The 16621-nt window shown below is 71.6% G+C and carries 18 protein-coding genes; 8 read left to right on the top strand and 10 right to left on the bottom strand.

What is annotated here, in order from left to right:
• Positions 1–79: 79 nt before the first annotated feature.
• Together ACZ7LU_RS12700 and ACZ7LU_RS12695 are read right to left on the bottom strand one after the other, a co-directional pair.
• A complete protein-coding gene (locus ACZ7LU_RS12700; RefSeq protein WP_398301243.1) occupies positions 80–730 on the bottom strand; it encodes a response regulator in 651 nt (216 codons plus the stop codon).
• Positions 727–1917 carry a sensor histidine kinase gene (locus tag ACZ7LU_RS12695; RefSeq protein ID WP_468563687.1) on the bottom strand — a complete coding sequence of 397 codons (1191 nt, stop codon included), beginning with the start codon at positions 1915–1917 and terminating at the stop codon, positions 727–729. Before ACZ7LU_RS12695 ends, ACZ7LU_RS12700 begins: the two co-directional genes overlap by 4 nt.
• A gap of 165 nt (positions 1918–2082) precedes the next feature.
• Here ACZ7LU_RS12695 and ACZ7LU_RS12690 point away from each other — a divergent pair, with 165 nt between their 5' ends.
• Positions 2083–2661: a hypothetical protein gene (locus ACZ7LU_RS12690; protein WP_468313775.1), complete on the top strand. Its 579-nt coding sequence runs from the start codon at positions 2083–2085 to the stop codon at positions 2659–2661.
• 11 nt (positions 2662–2672) lie between these two features.
• Here ACZ7LU_RS12690 and ACZ7LU_RS12685 read toward each other — a convergent pair whose 3' ends face one another.
• Together ACZ7LU_RS12685 and ACZ7LU_RS12680 are read right to left on the bottom strand one after the other, a co-directional pair.
• Complete coding sequence (locus ACZ7LU_RS12685; protein ID WP_468718369.1) at positions 2673–3245, bottom strand: cob(I)yrinic acid a,c-diamide adenosyltransferase; 573 nt, start codon at positions 3243–3245, stop codon at positions 2673–2675.
• A gap of 14 nt (positions 3246–3259) precedes the next feature.
• Entirely contained in the window at positions 3260–3502 is a 243-nt protein-coding gene (locus ACZ7LU_RS12680) for a DUF6411 family protein (protein WP_398301252.1), read from the bottom strand.
• Between the two features lie 171 nt (positions 3503–3673).
• Between ACZ7LU_RS12680 and ACZ7LU_RS12675 the strand changes: the two genes are divergently transcribed.
• The gene (locus ACZ7LU_RS12675; protein WP_468718370.1) at positions 3674–4897 is read left to right on the top strand and encodes a phospholipase D-like domain-containing protein; all 1224 of its coding nucleotides are present in this window, start codon (positions 3674–3676) and stop codon (positions 4895–4897) included.
• A 3-nt stretch (positions 4898–4900) separates the two neighbouring features.
• Here ACZ7LU_RS12675 and ACZ7LU_RS12670 read toward each other — a convergent pair whose 3' ends face one another.
• Both ACZ7LU_RS12670 and ACZ7LU_RS12665 read right to left on the bottom strand, forming a co-directional pair.
• On the bottom strand, positions 4901–5656 hold the full coding sequence (locus ACZ7LU_RS12670) for an ABC transporter permease (protein WP_398301256.1): 756 nt from the start codon (positions 5654–5656) through the stop codon (positions 4901–4903).
• 29 nt (positions 5657–5685) lie between these two features.
• Positions 5686–6468, bottom strand: coding sequence for an ABC transporter ATP-binding protein (locus tag ACZ7LU_RS12665; RefSeq protein WP_471916697.1), 783 nt, complete (start codon positions 6466–6468; stop codon positions 5686–5688).
• A gap of 71 nt (positions 6469–6539) precedes the next feature.
• Between ACZ7LU_RS12665 and ACZ7LU_RS12660 the strand changes: the two genes are divergently transcribed.
• From ACZ7LU_RS12660 to ACZ7LU_RS12645, 4 genes are all read left to right on the top strand, one after another.
• Positions 6540–7181, top strand: a complete 642-nt coding sequence (locus ACZ7LU_RS12660) for a TetR/AcrR family transcriptional regulator (RefSeq protein WP_471916696.1) — start codon at positions 6540–6542, stop codon at positions 7179–7181.
• Positions 7182–7328: 147 nt separating this feature from the next.
• On the top strand, positions 7329–8177 hold the full coding sequence (locus tag ACZ7LU_RS12655) for a 3-hydroxyacyl-CoA dehydrogenase family protein (RefSeq protein WP_471916695.1): 849 nt from the start codon (positions 7329–7331) through the stop codon (positions 8175–8177).
• A gap of 196 nt (positions 8178–8373) precedes the next feature.
• Complete coding sequence (locus ACZ7LU_RS12650) at positions 8374–8697, top strand: STAS domain-containing protein (protein WP_030792181.1); 324 nt, start codon at positions 8374–8376, stop codon at positions 8695–8697.
• A gap of 217 nt (positions 8698–8914) precedes the next feature.
• Positions 8915–11365 carry an ATP-binding protein gene (locus tag ACZ7LU_RS12645; RefSeq protein ID WP_471916694.1) on the top strand — a complete coding sequence of 817 codons (2451 nt, stop codon included), beginning with the start codon at positions 8915–8917 and terminating at the stop codon, positions 11363–11365.
• A 58-nt stretch (positions 11366–11423) separates the two neighbouring features.
• On the opposite strand, the gene nucS is transcribed toward ACZ7LU_RS12645, so the two are convergent.
• A complete protein-coding gene (nucS, locus tag ACZ7LU_RS12640; RefSeq protein WP_362990291.1) occupies positions 11424–12095 on the bottom strand; it encodes an endonuclease NucS in 672 nt (223 codons plus the stop codon).
• Positions 12096–12338: 243 nt separating this feature from the next.
• On the opposite strand from nucS, the gene ACZ7LU_RS12635 reads away from it, so the two are divergent.
• Positions 12339–12731, top strand: coding sequence for an SCO5389 family protein (locus ACZ7LU_RS12635; protein ID WP_355802756.1), 393 nt, complete (start codon positions 12339–12341; stop codon positions 12729–12731).
• Positions 12732–12805: 74 nt separating this feature from the next.
• Here the strand turns inward: ACZ7LU_RS12635 and ACZ7LU_RS12630 are convergent, their stop codons facing one another.
• Positions 12806–13843: an LLM class flavin-dependent oxidoreductase gene (locus ACZ7LU_RS12630; RefSeq protein WP_471916693.1), complete on the bottom strand. Its 1038-nt coding sequence runs from the start codon at positions 13841–13843 to the stop codon at positions 12806–12808.
• Positions 13844–14053: 210 nt separating this feature from the next.
• On the opposite strand from ACZ7LU_RS12630, the gene ACZ7LU_RS12625 reads away from it, so the two are divergent.
• Positions 14054–14386: an ATP/GTP-binding protein gene (locus tag ACZ7LU_RS12625; protein WP_398301269.1), complete on the top strand. Its 333-nt coding sequence runs from the start codon at positions 14054–14056 to the stop codon at positions 14384–14386.
• A 31-nt stretch (positions 14387–14417) separates the two neighbouring features.
• On the opposite strand, the gene ACZ7LU_RS12620 is transcribed toward ACZ7LU_RS12625, so the two are convergent.
• Positions 14418–15260 (bottom strand): ABC transporter permease, encoded by an 843-nt coding sequence (locus ACZ7LU_RS12620; protein ID WP_398301462.1) that lies wholly within the window; start codon positions 15258–15260, stop codon positions 14418–14420.
• Between the two features lie 92 nt (positions 15261–15352).
• Entirely contained in the window at positions 15353–16564 is a 1212-nt protein-coding gene (locus tag ACZ7LU_RS12615; RefSeq protein WP_471916692.1) for an ABC transporter ATP-binding protein, read from the bottom strand.
• Positions 16565–16621 lie beyond the last annotated feature (57 nt).

Here is a 16621-nt window from a genome sequence, read left to right as displayed (position 1 = left end):
GGACCAACGGTCAAGAGGTCTGAACCAATGGCCGAATCGCGACGGTCCACGGCGCCCCTCCGAGCCGTTCACCGCCGGCTCAGACCCCCAACTCCTGCGCCAGGACGGCCGCCTGCACCCGGCTGCGCAGTTCCAGCTTGCCCAGCATCCGGCTGACGTGCGTCTTCACCGTCGCCTCCGCCATGGAGAGGCGGGCCGCGATCTCCGCGTTGGACAGTCCCTCACCGATGCAGGACAGGACCTCGCGCTCGCGGCGGGTGAGGCCGTCCAGGACGGCGGGGTCCGGCGCGTTCTCCCCGCGTACCGCCTTCGAGGGGGCGGCGAACTCGGCGATCAGGCGGCGGGTGACGGCCGGCGCGATCAGGCCCTCGCCGCGCGCGACCGTGCGGACCCCTTCGAGGAGGTCCTTCGCCTCCGTGTTCTTCAGCATGAACCCGGAGGCGCCCGCGCGCAGCGCCCCGAAGACGTACTCGTCGAGGTCGAAGGTGGTGAGGACCAGGACGTCCGCGAGGCCCTCGGCGACGACCTGCCGGGTCGCCGCCACCCCGTCGAGACGTGGCATCTGTATGTCCATCAGGACCAGGTCGGGACGGAGTTCGCGGGCGAGCGCGACGGCCTCCTCGCCGTCCGCCGCCTCGCCGACGACTTCGATGTCGGACGCGCTGCGCAGGATCAGGACGAGTCCCGCGCGCACGGCTGACTGGTCTTCGGCGACCAGTACCCGGATCATTCCTTGGCTCCTTCGTCGGCGGGGTCGACGGGCAGGGTCGCGAAGACGTTCCAGACCTTGCCGTCGGGGCTGCTCTCGGGGCCCGATTCAAAGGTGCCGCCGAGCAGTTCGGTGCGCTCGCGCATGCCGACGAGGCCGGCGCCCGAGCCCGGGGCGCGCGGCCCCGAGGGATCTCCGTAGGGACTGGTCACACGGACCGTGAGGGCGCGCGGCTCCTGGACCAGGGACACGGTGACGCGGCCGGGCGACGCGTGCTTCAGGGCGTTCGTCAGGGACTCCTGCACGATCCGGTACGCCGCGAGCTCCACCGGTGTGGGCAGCTTCGGGCCGTCCGGGGTGCGCGCGTCGTCGAGTGTGACGTCGAGGCCGTTCGTGCGGGCGGTGGCGACGAGGGCGCCCAGGCCGTCCAGGGTGGGCGCGGCCGCGGGCTCCAGGTCGCCGCTGTCGTCGCGCAGGATGCCGATGAGGCGGCGCATCTCGGCCAGCCCCTCGACGCTGTTCTCCCGGATGACGGCCAGCGCGTCCTTGCTGGTCTTCGGGTCGTCCAGGGAGAGCGCCGCCGTGGAGTGGATGGCGATCGCCGAGAGGTGGTTGGCGACCATGTCGTGCAGTTCGCGGGCCATCCTGGCGCGCTCGGCGCCGACGGCCTGGGCCCGGTCCATCTCCGCCAGGAGCGCGGTCTGCTCGGCCCGCAGCTTCGCCGCCTCGGCGGCCTCGCGGTGGTTGCGCACGAGGACGCCCGTGGTGGCGGGCGCGAAGGAGACCACGCCGGTGACGAAGCCGATGAGGACGGCCTCCGCCTCCTGGAACCAGGCGAGGAAGCCGAGGGTGACCGCCACCGTCACCAGGCCCGTGGTGACGGGGATGCGCCGGGCCGCGGCCGGGGTGCCGTACACGACGGCCGCGTACACGATGTCCGTGAACATCAGGATCGACGCGAGGTTGCCCGACGTGAACTGGTCGGCCACCAGCGCGATCGTGCCGCAGGTCAGGGCGGTCTGCGGCCTGGTGCTGCGCAGCAGTTCGAGCCCGGCGAGGACGAGGAGCGGCAGCAGCGACCAGTGGCCGCCGAACGGCCGGCCCCCCTGGGAGTGCAGCCCGAGCGCCTCCAGCATCAGCCCGCAGAACAGGCTGGCCGCGGCGATCTGCACGTCGACGCGCTGCGGGCGGGGAAGGGACAGGGCCATGGGTCCATCCAACACGGCGCGGCGGCCCCCTGCCTGATCCTGAGGGAGGAACCGCCCGCTACATCGAAGGATGCAGTCCCACATCGTCACTGACGACGACGATCAGCGGCCTCCGGAACGCGAGCCTTGAAGGGTGACCGGGGAAGCGAACACAAGGAGAGCGCCGTGATCGTCGCGCTGATCGTCATCTGCGAGGTCGGCTTCTGGGTGCTGCTCGCCGCCGGGCTCGCCCTGCGCTACTGGGCGAGGATGCCGCGCACGAGCGTCGCCGTCCTGCTGTGCGAGCCGCTGCTCGAAGTCCTGCTGTTCGTCGTCACCGCGATCGACCTGAAGAACGGCGCCGAGCCGGACTGGAAGCACGGCCTCGCCGCCGTCTACATCGGCTACTCGATCGCGCTCGGCCACTACACGATCAAGTGGGTGGACGTCCGAGTCGCCCACCGCTTCGCGGGCGGCCCCGCCCCTTCGACCCCGAAGTACGGCACCGCCCGCGCCGTCCACGAGTGGAAGCTCGCCGCCCGCTGGATCCTCGCCGCGCTGATCGCCATGGCCCTGCTGCAGGGCGCGGTCTGGTACGTGGGCGGGGACGGTGAGATCTCGTCGCTGCGGATGTGGCAGCAGAAGATGCTGTGGGTGATCGGGATCAACGTCGTCATCGCCGGGACGTACACGCTCTTCCCGAAGAAGGGCCCGGGACCTGCCCCGCGGGAGCGGGACGAGGACCGGCCCCTGACGAAAGCCTGAGAGCGAGGGGCCTAGCGCTCGCCCCCCGGCACCCACAGCACGTCCCCCACCTCCTTGTTGGCCGTGCGGGCCAGGATGAAGAGGAGGTCGGAGAGGCGGTTCAGGTAGGTCGCGGTCAGTGGATTCATCACGTCTCCGTGCGTCTCCAGGGCCGCCCATGTCGACCGCTCGGCCCGCCGCACCACCGTGCACGCCTGGTGCAGCAGCGCCGCGCCCGGCGTGCCGCCCGGCAGGATGAAGCTGCGGAGCTTCTCCAGGTCCTCAAGGAAGCGGTCGCAGTCCGCCTCCAGCTTGTCGATGTAGCTCTGCTCGACGCGCAGCGGCGGATACTTCGGGTCCTCGACGACCGGAGTGGAGAGGTCGGCGCCCACGTCGAAGAGGTCGTTCTGGACCCGGACGAGGACCTTCACGACCTCCTCGTCGAGGCTGCCGAGCGCGATCGCCGTGCCGATGGCCGCGTTGGCCTCGTTGGCGTCGGCGTACGCCGCGATCCGCAGATCGGTCTTGGCGGTGCGGCTCATGTCCCCGAGGGCCGTCGTCCCCTGGTCGCCGGTCCTGGTGTAGATGCGCGTCAGATTGACCATGCGGGACAGCGTAGTCAGAACGGCATGCGGCCCCGGGCACGGCGGCCGGCGGAGCCGCTGCGGCCCACCGCCTTGGAGCTGCTGCGGAAGGGCTTGCTGAAGATCCGGCCCAGGATGCCGGGGGCCTTGCCGCCGGCGCGCGAACCGGCTCCCAGGGTGCGCTGGGTGCCGCGTTCGGGGTGCCGGGAGAGGCGGGGGACGAGGAAGGCGAGGACGGCCAGGACGACGCAGACGGCGACGATACCGACAACCATCATGACGGGCTCCTTGAGGTCGGGTACGTCTGCCGTGTGCCCCCGCAGCGACGGCCCATGCGGCGCCCGCGGCCCGCCCGCGGGGCGGGGGTACAGTCGGCTCGCCGCTCAGCCCGTGCCGGACCGGGCGCCGCGGCCCGACGTTTCCTCGTCGTGTTCCGGCCAGGGAATGTCATGACCCGTACGCAGGAGTCCGCCGAGCCGGCCTCGGACGCCACCGGAGCGCCCGGCCGCCCGGCGGTACCGGATCGCGTCGCGCGGATACGGCGGCGCCTGGAGCGGCTGATCGGCATCGCGGCGACCGAGGGCAACGCGCTGACCGTCCTGCGCAACGGCGACGAGATCTTCACCGCCATGCTGGCCGCGATCCACTCCGCCGAGCACACGGTCGACATGATGACCTTCGTCTACTGGAAGGGCGACATCGCCCGCCGGTTCGCCGACGCCCTCGCGGAGCGGGCGCGCGCCGGGCTGCGGGTGCGGCTGCTGCTCGACGGCTTCGGCAGCCGGCTGATCGAGGACGAGCAGTTGCGGGTGATGGAGCGGGCCGGGGTGCAGGTGACGTGGTTCCGCAAGCCGCTGCATCTGTCGCCCCTCAAGCAGAACCACCGCTGTCACCGCAAGGTCCTCGTCGTCGACGAGGAGACCGCCTTCACCGGCGGGGTGGGCATCGCCGAGGAGTGGTGCGGCGACGCCCGCAACCCCGGCGAGTGGCGCGACACCCACGTCGAGGTGCACGGCCCCGCGGTGGACGGCATCGCCGCGGCGTTCGCGCAGAACTGGGCCGAGTGCCACGGCGAACTCTTCGACGACCGGGACCGGTTCATCAGGCACCGCCCCCAGGGCGACGCCGTCGTGCAGGTGGTGCGCGGCTCGGCCAGCTTCGGCTGGCAGGACATGCAGACCCTGATCCGCGTCATGCTCGAGTCCGCCGAGGAGCGCTTCCGGCTGGCCACGGCCTACTTCTCCCCGGACGCGTACTTCGTCGAGCTGCTCTGCGCCACCGCGCGGCGCGGGGTCGAGGTGGAGATCGTGCTGCCCGGGCCGCACACCGACAAGCGGGTCTGCCGGCTGGCCGGGCAGCACTACTACGAGGACCTCATCGGCTGTGGGGTGAGGATCCACGAGTACCAGCCGACGATGATGCACGCCAAGGTCATCACCGTCGACGGCGTCGCCGCGCTGATCGGCTCGACCAACTTCAACCGTCGCTCCCTCGATCACGACGAGGAGGTCATGCTCGCCGTCCTGGACCAGGAGTTCACCGCGACGCTGGACGGGCACTTCGACGACGACGTGCGGGCCAGTGAGCTGATCCGGGTGGGCCGGTGGAAGAGACGTTCCCTCCTCCAGCGGGCCCGTGAGGTGAGTGTCCGGCCCATTCGCCGGTTCCTGTGAGGCCTAGGCCCCGGTCCGCTGAAAGACGCGTGTGCCCACCGTCACGGAGAGCATGACGAACGCGAGGGCCATCAGGACGCCGTACAGCATGGTCGTGGTCGCGTACTCCCCGACGTATCCCGCGCGCACCGCGTCGACCAGATAGCGGAACGGCATGAAGTGGGAGACCACGTCCAGCCAGGTGGGCGCGAGGGCCATCGGCAGCATGAGCCCCGACAGCAGCATCGAGGGCATGCTCACCGCGTTCACGGCGGGGCCGAACTCGTGCGCCTTGGAGACCTTCATGGCCAGCGCGTACGAGAGGGAGGCGAGCCCCGCGGTCAGCAGCGCCACGAACGCGAAGCCGATGAGGATGCCGCCGAGCGGCGCCCTGAGCCCCATCGCCAGCGCGGCGAGCACGAGCAGCACGGCCTGGAAGACGAAGAGCGCGGCGTCGCGCAGGATCCGCCCGAGGAGCAGCGCGAGCCGGCTGACGGGCGTCACCCGCATCCGCTCCACCACGCCGAACTGCTTCTCGATGATGAGCGCGAAACCGCTGAACGTGGCGCCGAAGAGGCCCAGTTGCAGCAGCAGCCCGGGCACGAGCACCTGCCAGGAGTCACCCTGCGAGCCGAGCGGCAGATCGGTGAGGAGCGGACCGAAGAAGAGCAGGTAGAGCAGGGGAGTGAGGACGCCGAAGAGGATCTGGAACTTGGAGCGGAGGGTCTGCCGGGCGTACCGCCCGAAGATCAGCGCGGTGTCGGAGAGCAGTGCAGGCATGGTGGGGGTCCCGGATCGGTGCGTGAAGGTCAGACGGCGACGGGGGTCGTGTCCGCGGGGGCGATGTCGCGCCCGGTGATGGCGAGAAAGGTGTCCTGGAGCGTGGCGTCGATCGAGCCGCCGTACTGGAGCTTGAGGGCGCTCGGCGTGCCGTCGGCGACGACGACGCCCCGGTCCACGACGACCAGGCGGTCGGAGAGCGCGTCGGCCTCGTCGAGGTAGTGCGTGGTGAGGAAGACCGTCGTGCCGTGCTCGTCGCGCAGCCGCCGCACCAGCTCCCACAGGTCGGCCCGGCTGCCCGGGTCGAGGCCGGTGGTCGGCTCGTCGAGGAAGAGCACCTCGGGCCGGTGGGTGAGCCCCATGGCGATGTCGAGCCGCCTGCGCTGGCCGCCGGAGAGCGCCGCGCAGGGACGTTCGAGCAGCTCGGTGAGGCCGAGGTCGTGTGCCAGCTCGTCGGCGCGGGCCTCGGCGCGGGACTTCGACAGGCGGTAGAGCCGGCCCTGGGTGACGAGTTCCTCGCGTACGGAGACGCTCAGGTCGACGCCACCCGACTGGGCCACGTACCCGATCCTGCTCCGGACGCCGGCGGGGTCCCTGGCCAGGTCGCAGCCCGCGACGGTGGCGGCGCCGCCGGTGGGCGCGAGCAGCGTGGTGAGCATGCGCAGCGTGGTCGTCTTGCCCGCGCCGTTCGGCCCGAGGAAGCCGAGGATCTCGCCGGGCCGTACGCGCAGGTCGATGCCGCGCACGGCTTCGACGGGGCCGCCCTTGGTCTGGAAGGTCCGGGCGAGCCCGGAGGTGCTGATGATTGCCATGTAGACCACAAAAACAGAGTCTCTGAAATTTTGCAATCGCCCCAAAATTTCAGAGACCCTAGGATGGGGCCATGAGTGAGGGACTGAGGGAGCGCAAGAAACGGCAGACGAAGCAGCGGATCTCGGACATCGCGACCGGGCTCTTCCTGGAGCGGGGCTTCGGCGCGGTGACCATCGCGGAGATCGCGGAGGCGGCGGACGTCTCCGTCAACACCGTCTACAACTACTTCCCGGCCAAGGAGGACCTGTTCCTCGACCGGGGCGAGGCCGTCGTCGACCGCCTCTCCGGCTATGTGCGCGGCCGCCGGTCGGGGGAGTCCGCCGCGGCCGCCGTCCTGCGCGAGCTGCGCGCCGACGTGGAAGGTGTCTCGCCCGGCATCGGGCTCTTCCCCGGCTGGGCCGACTTCATGAAGGTCATCACCGAGGCGCACGCCCTGCGCTCCCGGCTCTGGGCGATCCAGCAGGAAGCGCTCACGCACCTCACGAAGACCCTCGCCGAGGAGACCGGGGCCGCCGCCGACGACCCCATGCCCGGACTGATCGCGGGTCAGCTCTCCTGGCTCCACAGCACGCTCATGGCCTGGATCGGCGACGAGATGTCCAAGTCCCGCGAGCCCGCCGAGGTCTCCCGGGAAGCGCTCGTGCTGCTCGACGAGATGGAGGACCTGCTCGGCGAGAAGGTCCTCAACTACGCGGTGCGCGCCGCCCGGTGAGGCGTACCAGTGTGATGTCCGTCATTTGAGACGTGACGCGCATCTCTTCACCGCCACAGGCGCGCTCACGACCGCTAACGTGCGCCGGAGAGGCATACGTGAACAGCGTGTGAGCCAAGCGAGACAAGCGGTAGGGGAGTCGGAACAGTGGCACGGAAGCTCGCCGTCATCGGAGCCGGACTCATGGGGTCCGGCATCGCTCAGGTCTCCGCCCAGGCGGGCTGGGACGTCGTCCTGCGCGACGTCACCGACGAGGCACTGACCCGGGGCACCGACGGGATCAAGGCGTCCTACGACAAGTTCGTGAGCAAGGGCAAGCTCGCCGCCGACGACGCCGAGGCCGCGCTCGCGCGCATCACGACGACCACCGACATGGACGCCGTCGCCGACGCCGACATCGTCGTCGAGGCCGTCTTCGAGAAGCTGGAGGTCAAGCACGAGATCTTCCGCACGCTCGACAAGCTCGTGCGCGACGACGCCGTGCTCGCCTCCAACACCTCGGCCATCCCGATCACGAAGATCGCGGCCGTCACGGAGCGCCCGGAGCGCGTCGTCGGCGCCCACTTCTTCTCGCCCGTCCCGATGATGCAGCTCTGCGAGCTCGTGCGCGGCCTCAAGACCAGCGACGAAACCCTCACCCGCACCCGGGAGTTCGCCGAGTCGGTCGGCAAGACCTGCATCGTCGTCAACCGCGACGTCGCCGGCTTCGTGACGACCCGGCTGATCTCCGCGCTCGTCGTCGAGGCCGCCAAGCTCTACGAGTCGGGCGTCGCCACCGCCGAGGACATCGACATCGCCTGCAAGCTCGGCTTCGGCCACGCCATGGGCCCGCTCGCGACCGCCGACCTCACCGGCGTCGACATCCTGCTGCACGCCACCAGCAACATCTACACGGAGTCCCAGGACGAGAAGTTCGCGCCGCCGGAGCTGATGCGCCGGATGGTTGACGCCGGTGACATCGGGCGCAAGAGCGGGCAAGGGTTCTACAAGCACTGAACCAGCACTGACGTACGCCGTCTGACGCCCCGTCGGGTGCTTTGCCACCCGGCGGGTCACCCCTCGGAGTGAATTCGGTATCGGTTCGCTTACAGACGGCAACTTCCTCGCCCACGCGGCAGTCAGTTGCAGTGACATACGCAGACGCCCTACGTATCGGGCGTCACAGCAGACACAGCACTCTCGGGGAGCGCATATGCACATCAGGGGCGACCAGGCCCAGCTGGTCGTCGGGGGACGCCTCGACGTACGCAGCGCGGCGGACGCCCGCACGGTCCTGCACTCGGCCGTCGACGACGGCGCCGGCGACCTGGTGCTCGACCTGTCCGAACTCGACTCGTGGGACGCCACGGGACTCGGCGTCATCATGGGCGCGCACCGCCGCGCCGGGCGGTGCGGACGCAGGCTCGTCCTGCGCCACGTGCCACCGCAGATGCAGCGCCTTCTCGTGGCGACCCGGCTCCACCGGATCCTCGCCATCGAAGGCGGCATCGGTGTCGAATCGCTCCCCAGAGCCTGAACGATCCTGAACCGCACCTCACGCACAATCCTCACGAGACTGTGACGTCTCGGACGGGGCGGTACCCCGCCCACTCGTAGATACTGAGCGAAGGTCTAGGGTTCGGTCGCCCACCGACAGACGGACCCGCACGGGGGCACCGGACCAGAAGCGACAGCGCAGTGTGCACGAAGGCCGGAGGGGGCTGTGCACACGACGCATCTGGGGGGCTGAGACCATGGACCCGATGAACCGGGGACCCGAAGAGTACGGCCGCGACGGCACCGAAGACGGCATGCGCGACGGCACCGACGCGGCGGCGCGCACCGGGCGGCCGCCGCGCGACCCCCTGACCCCTGATTTCGGTCAGCCCGCGCCCGCCCTCGCCCGCACCGTCCAGCTCGTCTCGGGCGACTTCCTGCTCACCGTCAACCCCGTCGACGGCAGCGAGATAGAACCCTGCCCGCCCGGGGAGCAGCCGGAGCGGCCCGCCAAGCGCACCGCCGCCGAGCGCGCCGAACTGCGCCGCGCCTCGCTGCCGCCCGTGCCGCCGGGCCCCGCGCTGCCCAGGCTGCCGCTCCTGGAGCGCCAGGAAGAGCGTGAGCGCCTCGCACGGCTCCTCGCGCGCGGCCGTTCCGTACGGCTGACCGGACCCGCCGGATCGGGCCGCACCGCCCTCCTCGACGCGGTCGCCGACGACTGCGCGGACCTCGCCCCCGACGGCGTCGTCCGTCTCTCCGGCTACCGCAGGACACCCGGAGAGCTGCTCCACGACCTCTTCGCCGCCGTCCACGACGCACCCCTGTACCGCCCCGACCGCGCCCAGCTGCTCGACCTGGTCCGCGACATCGGCGCCGTCGTCGTCCTCGACGACCTGGAGTTCGGCGGCGCCGGCCTCGACGAGCTGCTCGACGCGACCCCCGAGTGCGCCTTCCTCATCGCCACCACGCCCGACGTGGCGGCCCCCTCCGCCGACTGCCACCTCGAAGAGGTCTTCCTCGGCGGGCTCGGCCGGGGCGGCGGCCTGGAACTCCTGGAGCGCGCCGTCGGCCGCGTCCTCGACGACGAGGAGGCCAACTGGGCGGGCGACCTGTGGTTCGAGTCCGAGGGGCTGCCGCTGCGCTTCGTCCAGGCGGGCGCCCTGCTCCGCCAGCGCGACCAGCTGCGCGCCGACCCGCACGTCTTCGAGGAGCACGGCTACTTCGCCGAGACCCCCGTCGACGCCGACCCCGACGACGTCCCCGAGATCCCGCTGCCCTCGCTCGCCGACGGCGCCGCACCCGCCGCCCTGCTCGCCGCACGGCTCAGCCCGTCCGCCCGCGCCACCCTGAAGTTCGCCGTCGCCCTCGGCGGCGAGCTGCCGCACCAGGCCCACCTGCCCGCCCTCGTCGGCGACACCCACGCCGACGCGGCCCTCGCCGAACTGGTCAGCTGCGCCCTCGTCACCCCGGTCGGCGCCCACTACCGCCTCGCCGCGGGCGTGCGCGCCCAGCTGGAGGCCGCCGGATACGCCGACGAGGCGGCCGAGCACGCCCTGACTGCCGCCCAGCACTACGCCTGGTGGGCAGGACACCCCTCCGTCACCCCGGAGCGCGTCGCCGCCGAGGCCGACGCCGTGCACGCCGCGCTCGGCGCCCTGGTCGCCACCCAGGCCGGCGCGGCCGTGCTGCTCGCCCGCACCGCGGCGCCCGCCTTCGCCGGCGGGCTCGACTGGGGCGCCTGGGAGCGTGCCCTGCGGTCCGGCCAGGAAGCCGCGCGGAATGCGGGCGAGGTCGCCGAAGAGGCGTACTTCCACCACGAGTTGGGGATCCTCGCGCTCTGCGGCGGCCAGCTTGACCGGGCCCGCGCCGAGCTGGAGGCCTCCATCGGGCTCCGCGGCGCGCTCGCCGACAAGCGCGGCATGATCTCCGGGCGCAGGGCCCTCGCCCTGGTCGCCGACCGCTCGGGCGGCGCGCAGCCCGGCGGGCGCACGGCCGCGGGCGAAGAGGTGCCCGACGCCCGCTACGAGGAGTCGGCGTCGCCCCCCGGCGGCATACCCGCAGCCTTCGCGCTGCCCCAGCCGCCCCCGGAGCCGGACACGCTCGTCACCAGCAAGGTGACGCCCGCCGTCGGGGCGGGCCCCGCACCGAGCCGCCGCTCCATCATCAGCGGCACCCGGCGCAACCTCGTCGCCGCCGGCGCCGGAGCCCTCCTCGCCGCGGTCCTCGGCACCGTCGTCACCCTCGGCGCCACGTCCGACAACAACGACCCGCCCGACGACAAGGTCACCACGGAGCAGTCCGCGAAGGAGGACCGCGACGACGACGGCCTCACCGCCGACAAACCGCGGCAGGACGCCACGAGCCGCGGCGACACCCCGGGCGACGGCGGCGCCGCCGGCACCTCGGACGACCCGAAGCCGAGCGGCAGCGGGCAGCCGTCGACCACGCCGAGCGGCAGCGGCAAGCCGTCCGGCTCGCCCTCGGACAAGCCGTCCGACAAGCCGACGGACAAGCCGACCAAGCCCTCGGACAAGCCGACGAAGCCGTCCGACAAGCCGACGGACCCGCCGACCACTCCGCCCACGACCCCGCCGAGCACGCCCCCCAGCACCCCGCCGTCGACACCGCCGGCGACCGACGACCCGCCCACCTCGCCCGACCAGTCGGACTCGGCGAGCGGCTCGGGCGGGACGACGCCCGGCGCCTGAGCCGACACGCCGAAGGGCCGGGCCCCTCAGGACCCGGCCCTTCGGCATGTGCGTGCGGTCAGAACAGCCGCAGCTTGTCGTCCTCGATGCCCCGCAGCGCGTTGTAGTCCAGGACGGTGCAGCCGATGCCGCGGTCCGTGGCGAGGACGCGGGCCTGCGGCTTGATCTCCTGGGCGGCGAAGATGCCCCGGACGGGCGCCAGGTGCGGGTCGCGGTTCAACAGCTCCAGATAGCGGGTGAGTTGCTCCACGCCGTCGATCTCGCCGCGCCGCTTGATCTCGACGGCGACGGTCTGCCCGTCGGCGTCGCGGCAGAGGATGTCCACCGGGCCGATCGCCGTCATGTACTCGCGACGAATGAGTGAGTAACCCTCGCCGAGTGTCTCGATCCGGTCGGCGAGCAGCTCCTGGAGATGCGCTTCCACACCGTCCTTGATGAGGCCGGGGTCCACGCCCAGCTCGTGCGAGGAGTCGTGGAGGACTTCCTCCATCGTGATGATGAGCTTCTCGCCCGCCTTGTTCACGACGGTCCACACACCCGCGTCGTCCCCGGTCCCCTCCTTCAATGTGCAGGGCGGAGACATCCAGTTGAGCGGTTTGTAAGCCCTGTCGTCCGCGTGGATCGAGACGCTGCCGTCCGCCTTCACGAGGATCAGGCGGGGGGCCGACGGGAGATGGGCGGTGAGCCGGCCCGCGTAGTCCACGGAGCATCGGGCAATGACGAGACGCATGGGGCGCAACGCTACTCGACCGGGGCGGGTGCGCGCGATTCGCCCACCCCTCACCCGCCGCGGGAGCGACTTGTCCGGCGATGGACCTGTTCGATCCTGGCCGGTTATGCGCCCAATCTTCTGGTGTAGGCACCGCCCGGTGCCTACCGTAGAAGCAAGAGGTCGTCATCCGTGCACGCTGCGTAGGCGGACTCCATCCCTGTCCGTAGGCCCCCGCTCCCCGGGGGTGCGAGAGGAGAACCCATGTCGCTCGACGTCTCACCGGCACTGTTGGAACAGGCCGAGCGAGGCGAGGTCGATGAAGCAGAATTCGTCGACTGCGTCCGGACCTCCCTGCCTTACGCATGGGAGATGATCAGCTCCCTGGTGGCCCAGCTCAAGGTCGACGGCGGCGAGTTCGCCGACAACCAGACCCCGCCGCCGGACGAGCAGGCACGCGGTCAGCTGCTGCGCGCGCTCGCGAGTGACGCGATTCGCGGTGCCCTGCAGCGGCACTTCGGAGTGCGTCTGGCATTCCAGAACTGCCACCGCGTCGCGGTGTTCCCGCTGGATCCTTCGGTGGACGACCGGCTCGCCCGTTTCACGTCGATCCGGGGGCAGCTGCTCAACCAGTCGCCCGAACTGCGGGACTGCTGACGTCTGTTGCTGCCGCTCCGTACGCGGGAGGTGTTTCAGTCCGGAGCGGCAGCTCCTCAGCCGGACGGTGGATCTCAGCCGAGCTGGGGCAGTACTTCCGCGCCCAGCCTTCGCACGTTCTCCTCCGTGGCCGCGAGGTCGCCCGAGCCCTCCACGAGCAGCGCGAAGCGCGTGATGCCGGTGCGCTCGGACGTGGCGGCGAGCCGGTCGGCGCACACCTGCGGGGTGCCCACGGGATGGAGCCCGCACAGCAGCTCGGTGTAGGCCGCAGGGTCCCGCATGGCCCGGTGCCTGCCGTCCACGGTCACATGGGCGTCCAGGCCCTGCTTCAGCCAGCCGGGCATCGCCTTCTGTAAGGTCTCGGCCGCCTCCACGCGCCGGTCCGCGATCTGCGCGACCCCGGCGGAGACGTGCGAGGCGGCGGCGACCCTCTCGGGGGTGTGCCCGGCGGCACGGGCGTGCCGATTCCACAAGGCCACCATTTCGGCCTTCTCGTCGTCGCCCACGTGCATGCCGAGGAGCATGGGCAGGCAGCGCTGTGCCGCGAGCCGCACGCTGGACGGCGAGGTGCAGGCGACGATCACCTCGGGCCCCGCGGTGTCGCCCTGGCCGGGCAGCGCCTCCTGCGGGCGTGGCACGACGGCCACCTCGCGGAAGGAGAACCGGCCGCCGCTGCCCTCCACCCGGGGCTCGGTCAGCCACCGGAGCAGCAGGTCGAGCGATTCCGGGAACCCCTTCTCGTACGCCTCCAGGCCGGCCCCGAAGACCTCCAGGTCCACCCAGGGGCCGCCGCGTCCCACGCCGAGCGAGAACCGGCCGCCGGACGTCATGTGCAGCAGCGCCGCCTGCTCGCCGAGCGCCACGGGGTGCACGGTCGGGAGTACGCTCACGGCCGTGCCGACGCGGATCCGCCGGGTCCGCCCGAGCAGCAGGGCCGCGAGGGTCACCGCCGACGGGCACGTGCCGTACGGCACGAAGTGGTGCTCGGCGAGCCAGACCGAATCGAGCCCCGCCTCCTCGGCCACCTCGGCGGACCGCACCGCGCGGTGCAGTGCCTCCCCCTGCCCCTGTCCGGGGAACTGGGCGGCCAGAACAAAACTACCTACACGCATCGAACTCCTGCCTCCTTGGCGCCGACGCAGGCACTCCCCCTACGGGCAACAACGCGTGACACGTGCCAAAGGCACGGCCTGGCAAGAAGATTGTTGGATTTTCCGTGCAGCAAAGGGGACCGACGGCCCTCGGTGCGGCACGGGTACCCCTGGGCGTGGCGCGTAGGCTGGTCACACCCCTGACCGCCGTACAGCCCGTGAGGTGTTTCCGTGTCCCCGCGTCGCAACCGCCCCAAGGGCGCCGGAGAGCCGAAGGCGTCCGCGGGCGCGCAGCCGCCGGTTCGCTACGGCGGCTTCCAGTCCACCGAGAGCTGGCAGGGCGAGGAGTGGAGCGTGCGCCACGTCGCGGGCGCGAGCGCGGCGGGCAAGCGGTACCGCTGCCCGGGCTGCGACCAGGAGATCCCCTCGGCCCTCGCGCACGTGGTGGCCTGGCCCGAGCACTCCGGCGTGGACGAGCGCAGACACTGGCACAAGGCGTGCTGGAACGCGAAGGACCGCCGCACCACGCGGGTGCAGCGGTCCCGTAACGCGCCGAGGTACTGAGGCTGAGGCGTCGTACCACCGTGTCGTGCGGTTATACGTCGCGCTTCTCCAGGAGCGCGAACGCGCCGGCGACGGCGGCCGCCGTGACGACGACGAGCAGCGTCAGCTGCGAGCCGCCGCCGGGGCCGTCCGCGGTGTCCGCGCCGAAGATCTTGGCGAGCGCCGTGATGGCGTTGTAGTCGTTCATCTTCTCGCCGAGCGGCTGCGTGCTCTCCCAGATCATCAGGAACGCGGGCATGATCGCCGGGACCAGGACCACGCCGAGCATGGCGGTGATGGCGCCCGCGGAGTGCCGCAGCATCGAGCCGACGGCGAGCGCGAGCACGCCGAGCAGCGAGACGTACAGACCGCCCTTGAAGACCGTGCCCGCCCACGGCAGGTCACCCGCCTCCGGGCCGCTGTGGGCGGCCGAGGCCGCCAGGCCCACGAGCAGGATGGAGCCCGCGGAGACCACGAAGGCGACCACGAAGTAGATGATGACCTTCGCGGCGAGGACGCGGTGGCGCTGCGGGGACGCGGTGAACGTCGTACGGATCATGCCCGTGCCGTACTCGGACGAGGTGACGAGCACGCCGAGCGTGATCAGGCAGATCTGACCGAGCATCAGGCCGAAGAAGGCCGGGACGGTGAACGGCATGTCCGCGTAGTCGACCGGGTCCGTGTTCGCCACGGCGAGCAGGCCGATGCCGACGACCAGGAGCAGGAAGATCCCCAGGGTCCACATCGTGGAGCGGACCGACTTGATCTTCGTCCACTCGGAGGCCAGGGCGTTGCCGAGGTGGGTCTTCTTGATCGGGATCGGCGAGGTGTAGGCGTTGGCCATCGCCTGCTGCCAGGCGGAGGGCGGCGCGGGGGCGGCGGGCGGCGGAGCCATCGGGGCGCCCTGCGGCGCCGGCGCGCCGGCCGGTGCGTACATCTGCTGGGGCTGCTGCGCCTGCGGCTGCTGCTGCGGAGTCGGAGGCGTGGTCATCGTGCGGCGTCCTCGTTGTCGGTGGCGGTGGCGCGCTTGGCCATGTCGGGGGTGGGCGCGGCGGGGGCCGCGGCCGGCGCCTGCTGCGGGGGAGCCGCGGCGTACGGGTTCTGCGTCGCGGGCGCGCCCTGCGGCTGCGGCATCGCGAAGGGCTGACCGCCGCCCTGCTGGGGCGGCGGCGGGGCGTACCAGCCGGGCTGGCCCTGGCCGGGCACCGGCACGCCCTGCGGCAGCGCGCCGGGGGGCATGGCGCCGGGCGGCATCTCCTGCTGGAGGCCCGCGCGCTGGTCGACCGTGGAGCGGTAGTCGACGGCGCCCTGCGTCATCCGCATGTACGCCTCTTCCAGCGAGGCCTGGTGCGGGGAGAGCTCCCACAAGCGGACGTCCGCGCCGTGCGCGAGGTCGCTGATACGGGGGAGCGGCAGACCGGTGACGCGCAGCGCGCCGTCCTGCTCGGGCAGCACCTGGCCGCCCGCCTCGGTCAGCAGGGCCGTCAGCTTCTCGCGGTGCTGTGGCTCGCTGTCCGGCGTGCGCACCCGCGCGAAGTCCGCCGAGTTGTGCGAGATGAAGTCCTTGACGCTCATGTCGGCGAGCAGCTGGCCGCGGCCGATCACGATGAGGTGCTCGGCGGTCAGCGCCATCTCGCTCATCAGGTGGGACGACACGAAGACCGTGCGCCCCTCGGCCGCGAGCGACTTCATCAGGTTGCGGACCCAGAGGATGCCCTCGGGGTCGAGGCCGTTGACCGGCTCGTCGAAGAGCAGCACCTGCGGGTCGCCGAGGAGCGCCGCCGCGATGCCGAGCCGCTGGCCCATGCCGAGCGAGAAGCCCTTGGAGCGCTTCTTCGCCACGTCCTGCAGACCCACGACGCCGAGCACCTCGTCGACCCTGCGGGCCGGGATGCCGGAGAGCTGCGCGAGGCAGAGCAGGTGGTTGCGGGCGTGCCGGCCGCCGTGCACGGCCTTGGCGTCGAGCAGCGCACCGACCTGGCGCGGGGCGTTCGGCAGCTTGCGGTACGGGTAGCCGCCGATCGTCACCTGCCCGGTGGTGGGCGCGTCGAGCCCGAGGATCATGCGCATCGTCGTCGACTTGCCGGAGCCGTTGGGCCCGAGGAAGCCGGTGACGGTTCCGGGCCGCACCTGGAAGGAAAGGTTGTACACGGCTGTCTTGGCGCCGTAGCGCTTCGTCAGGCCGACTGCCTCGATCATTCTCCGCACCCATCGAATGGTTCAGGACGTCGGGGCACACGCCCCCGTAAGGGTTAG

This window comes from Streptomyces sp. NPDC039462 (assembly GCF_055639375.1).
This window is presented reverse-complemented; position numbering and strand designations above follow the sequence as displayed.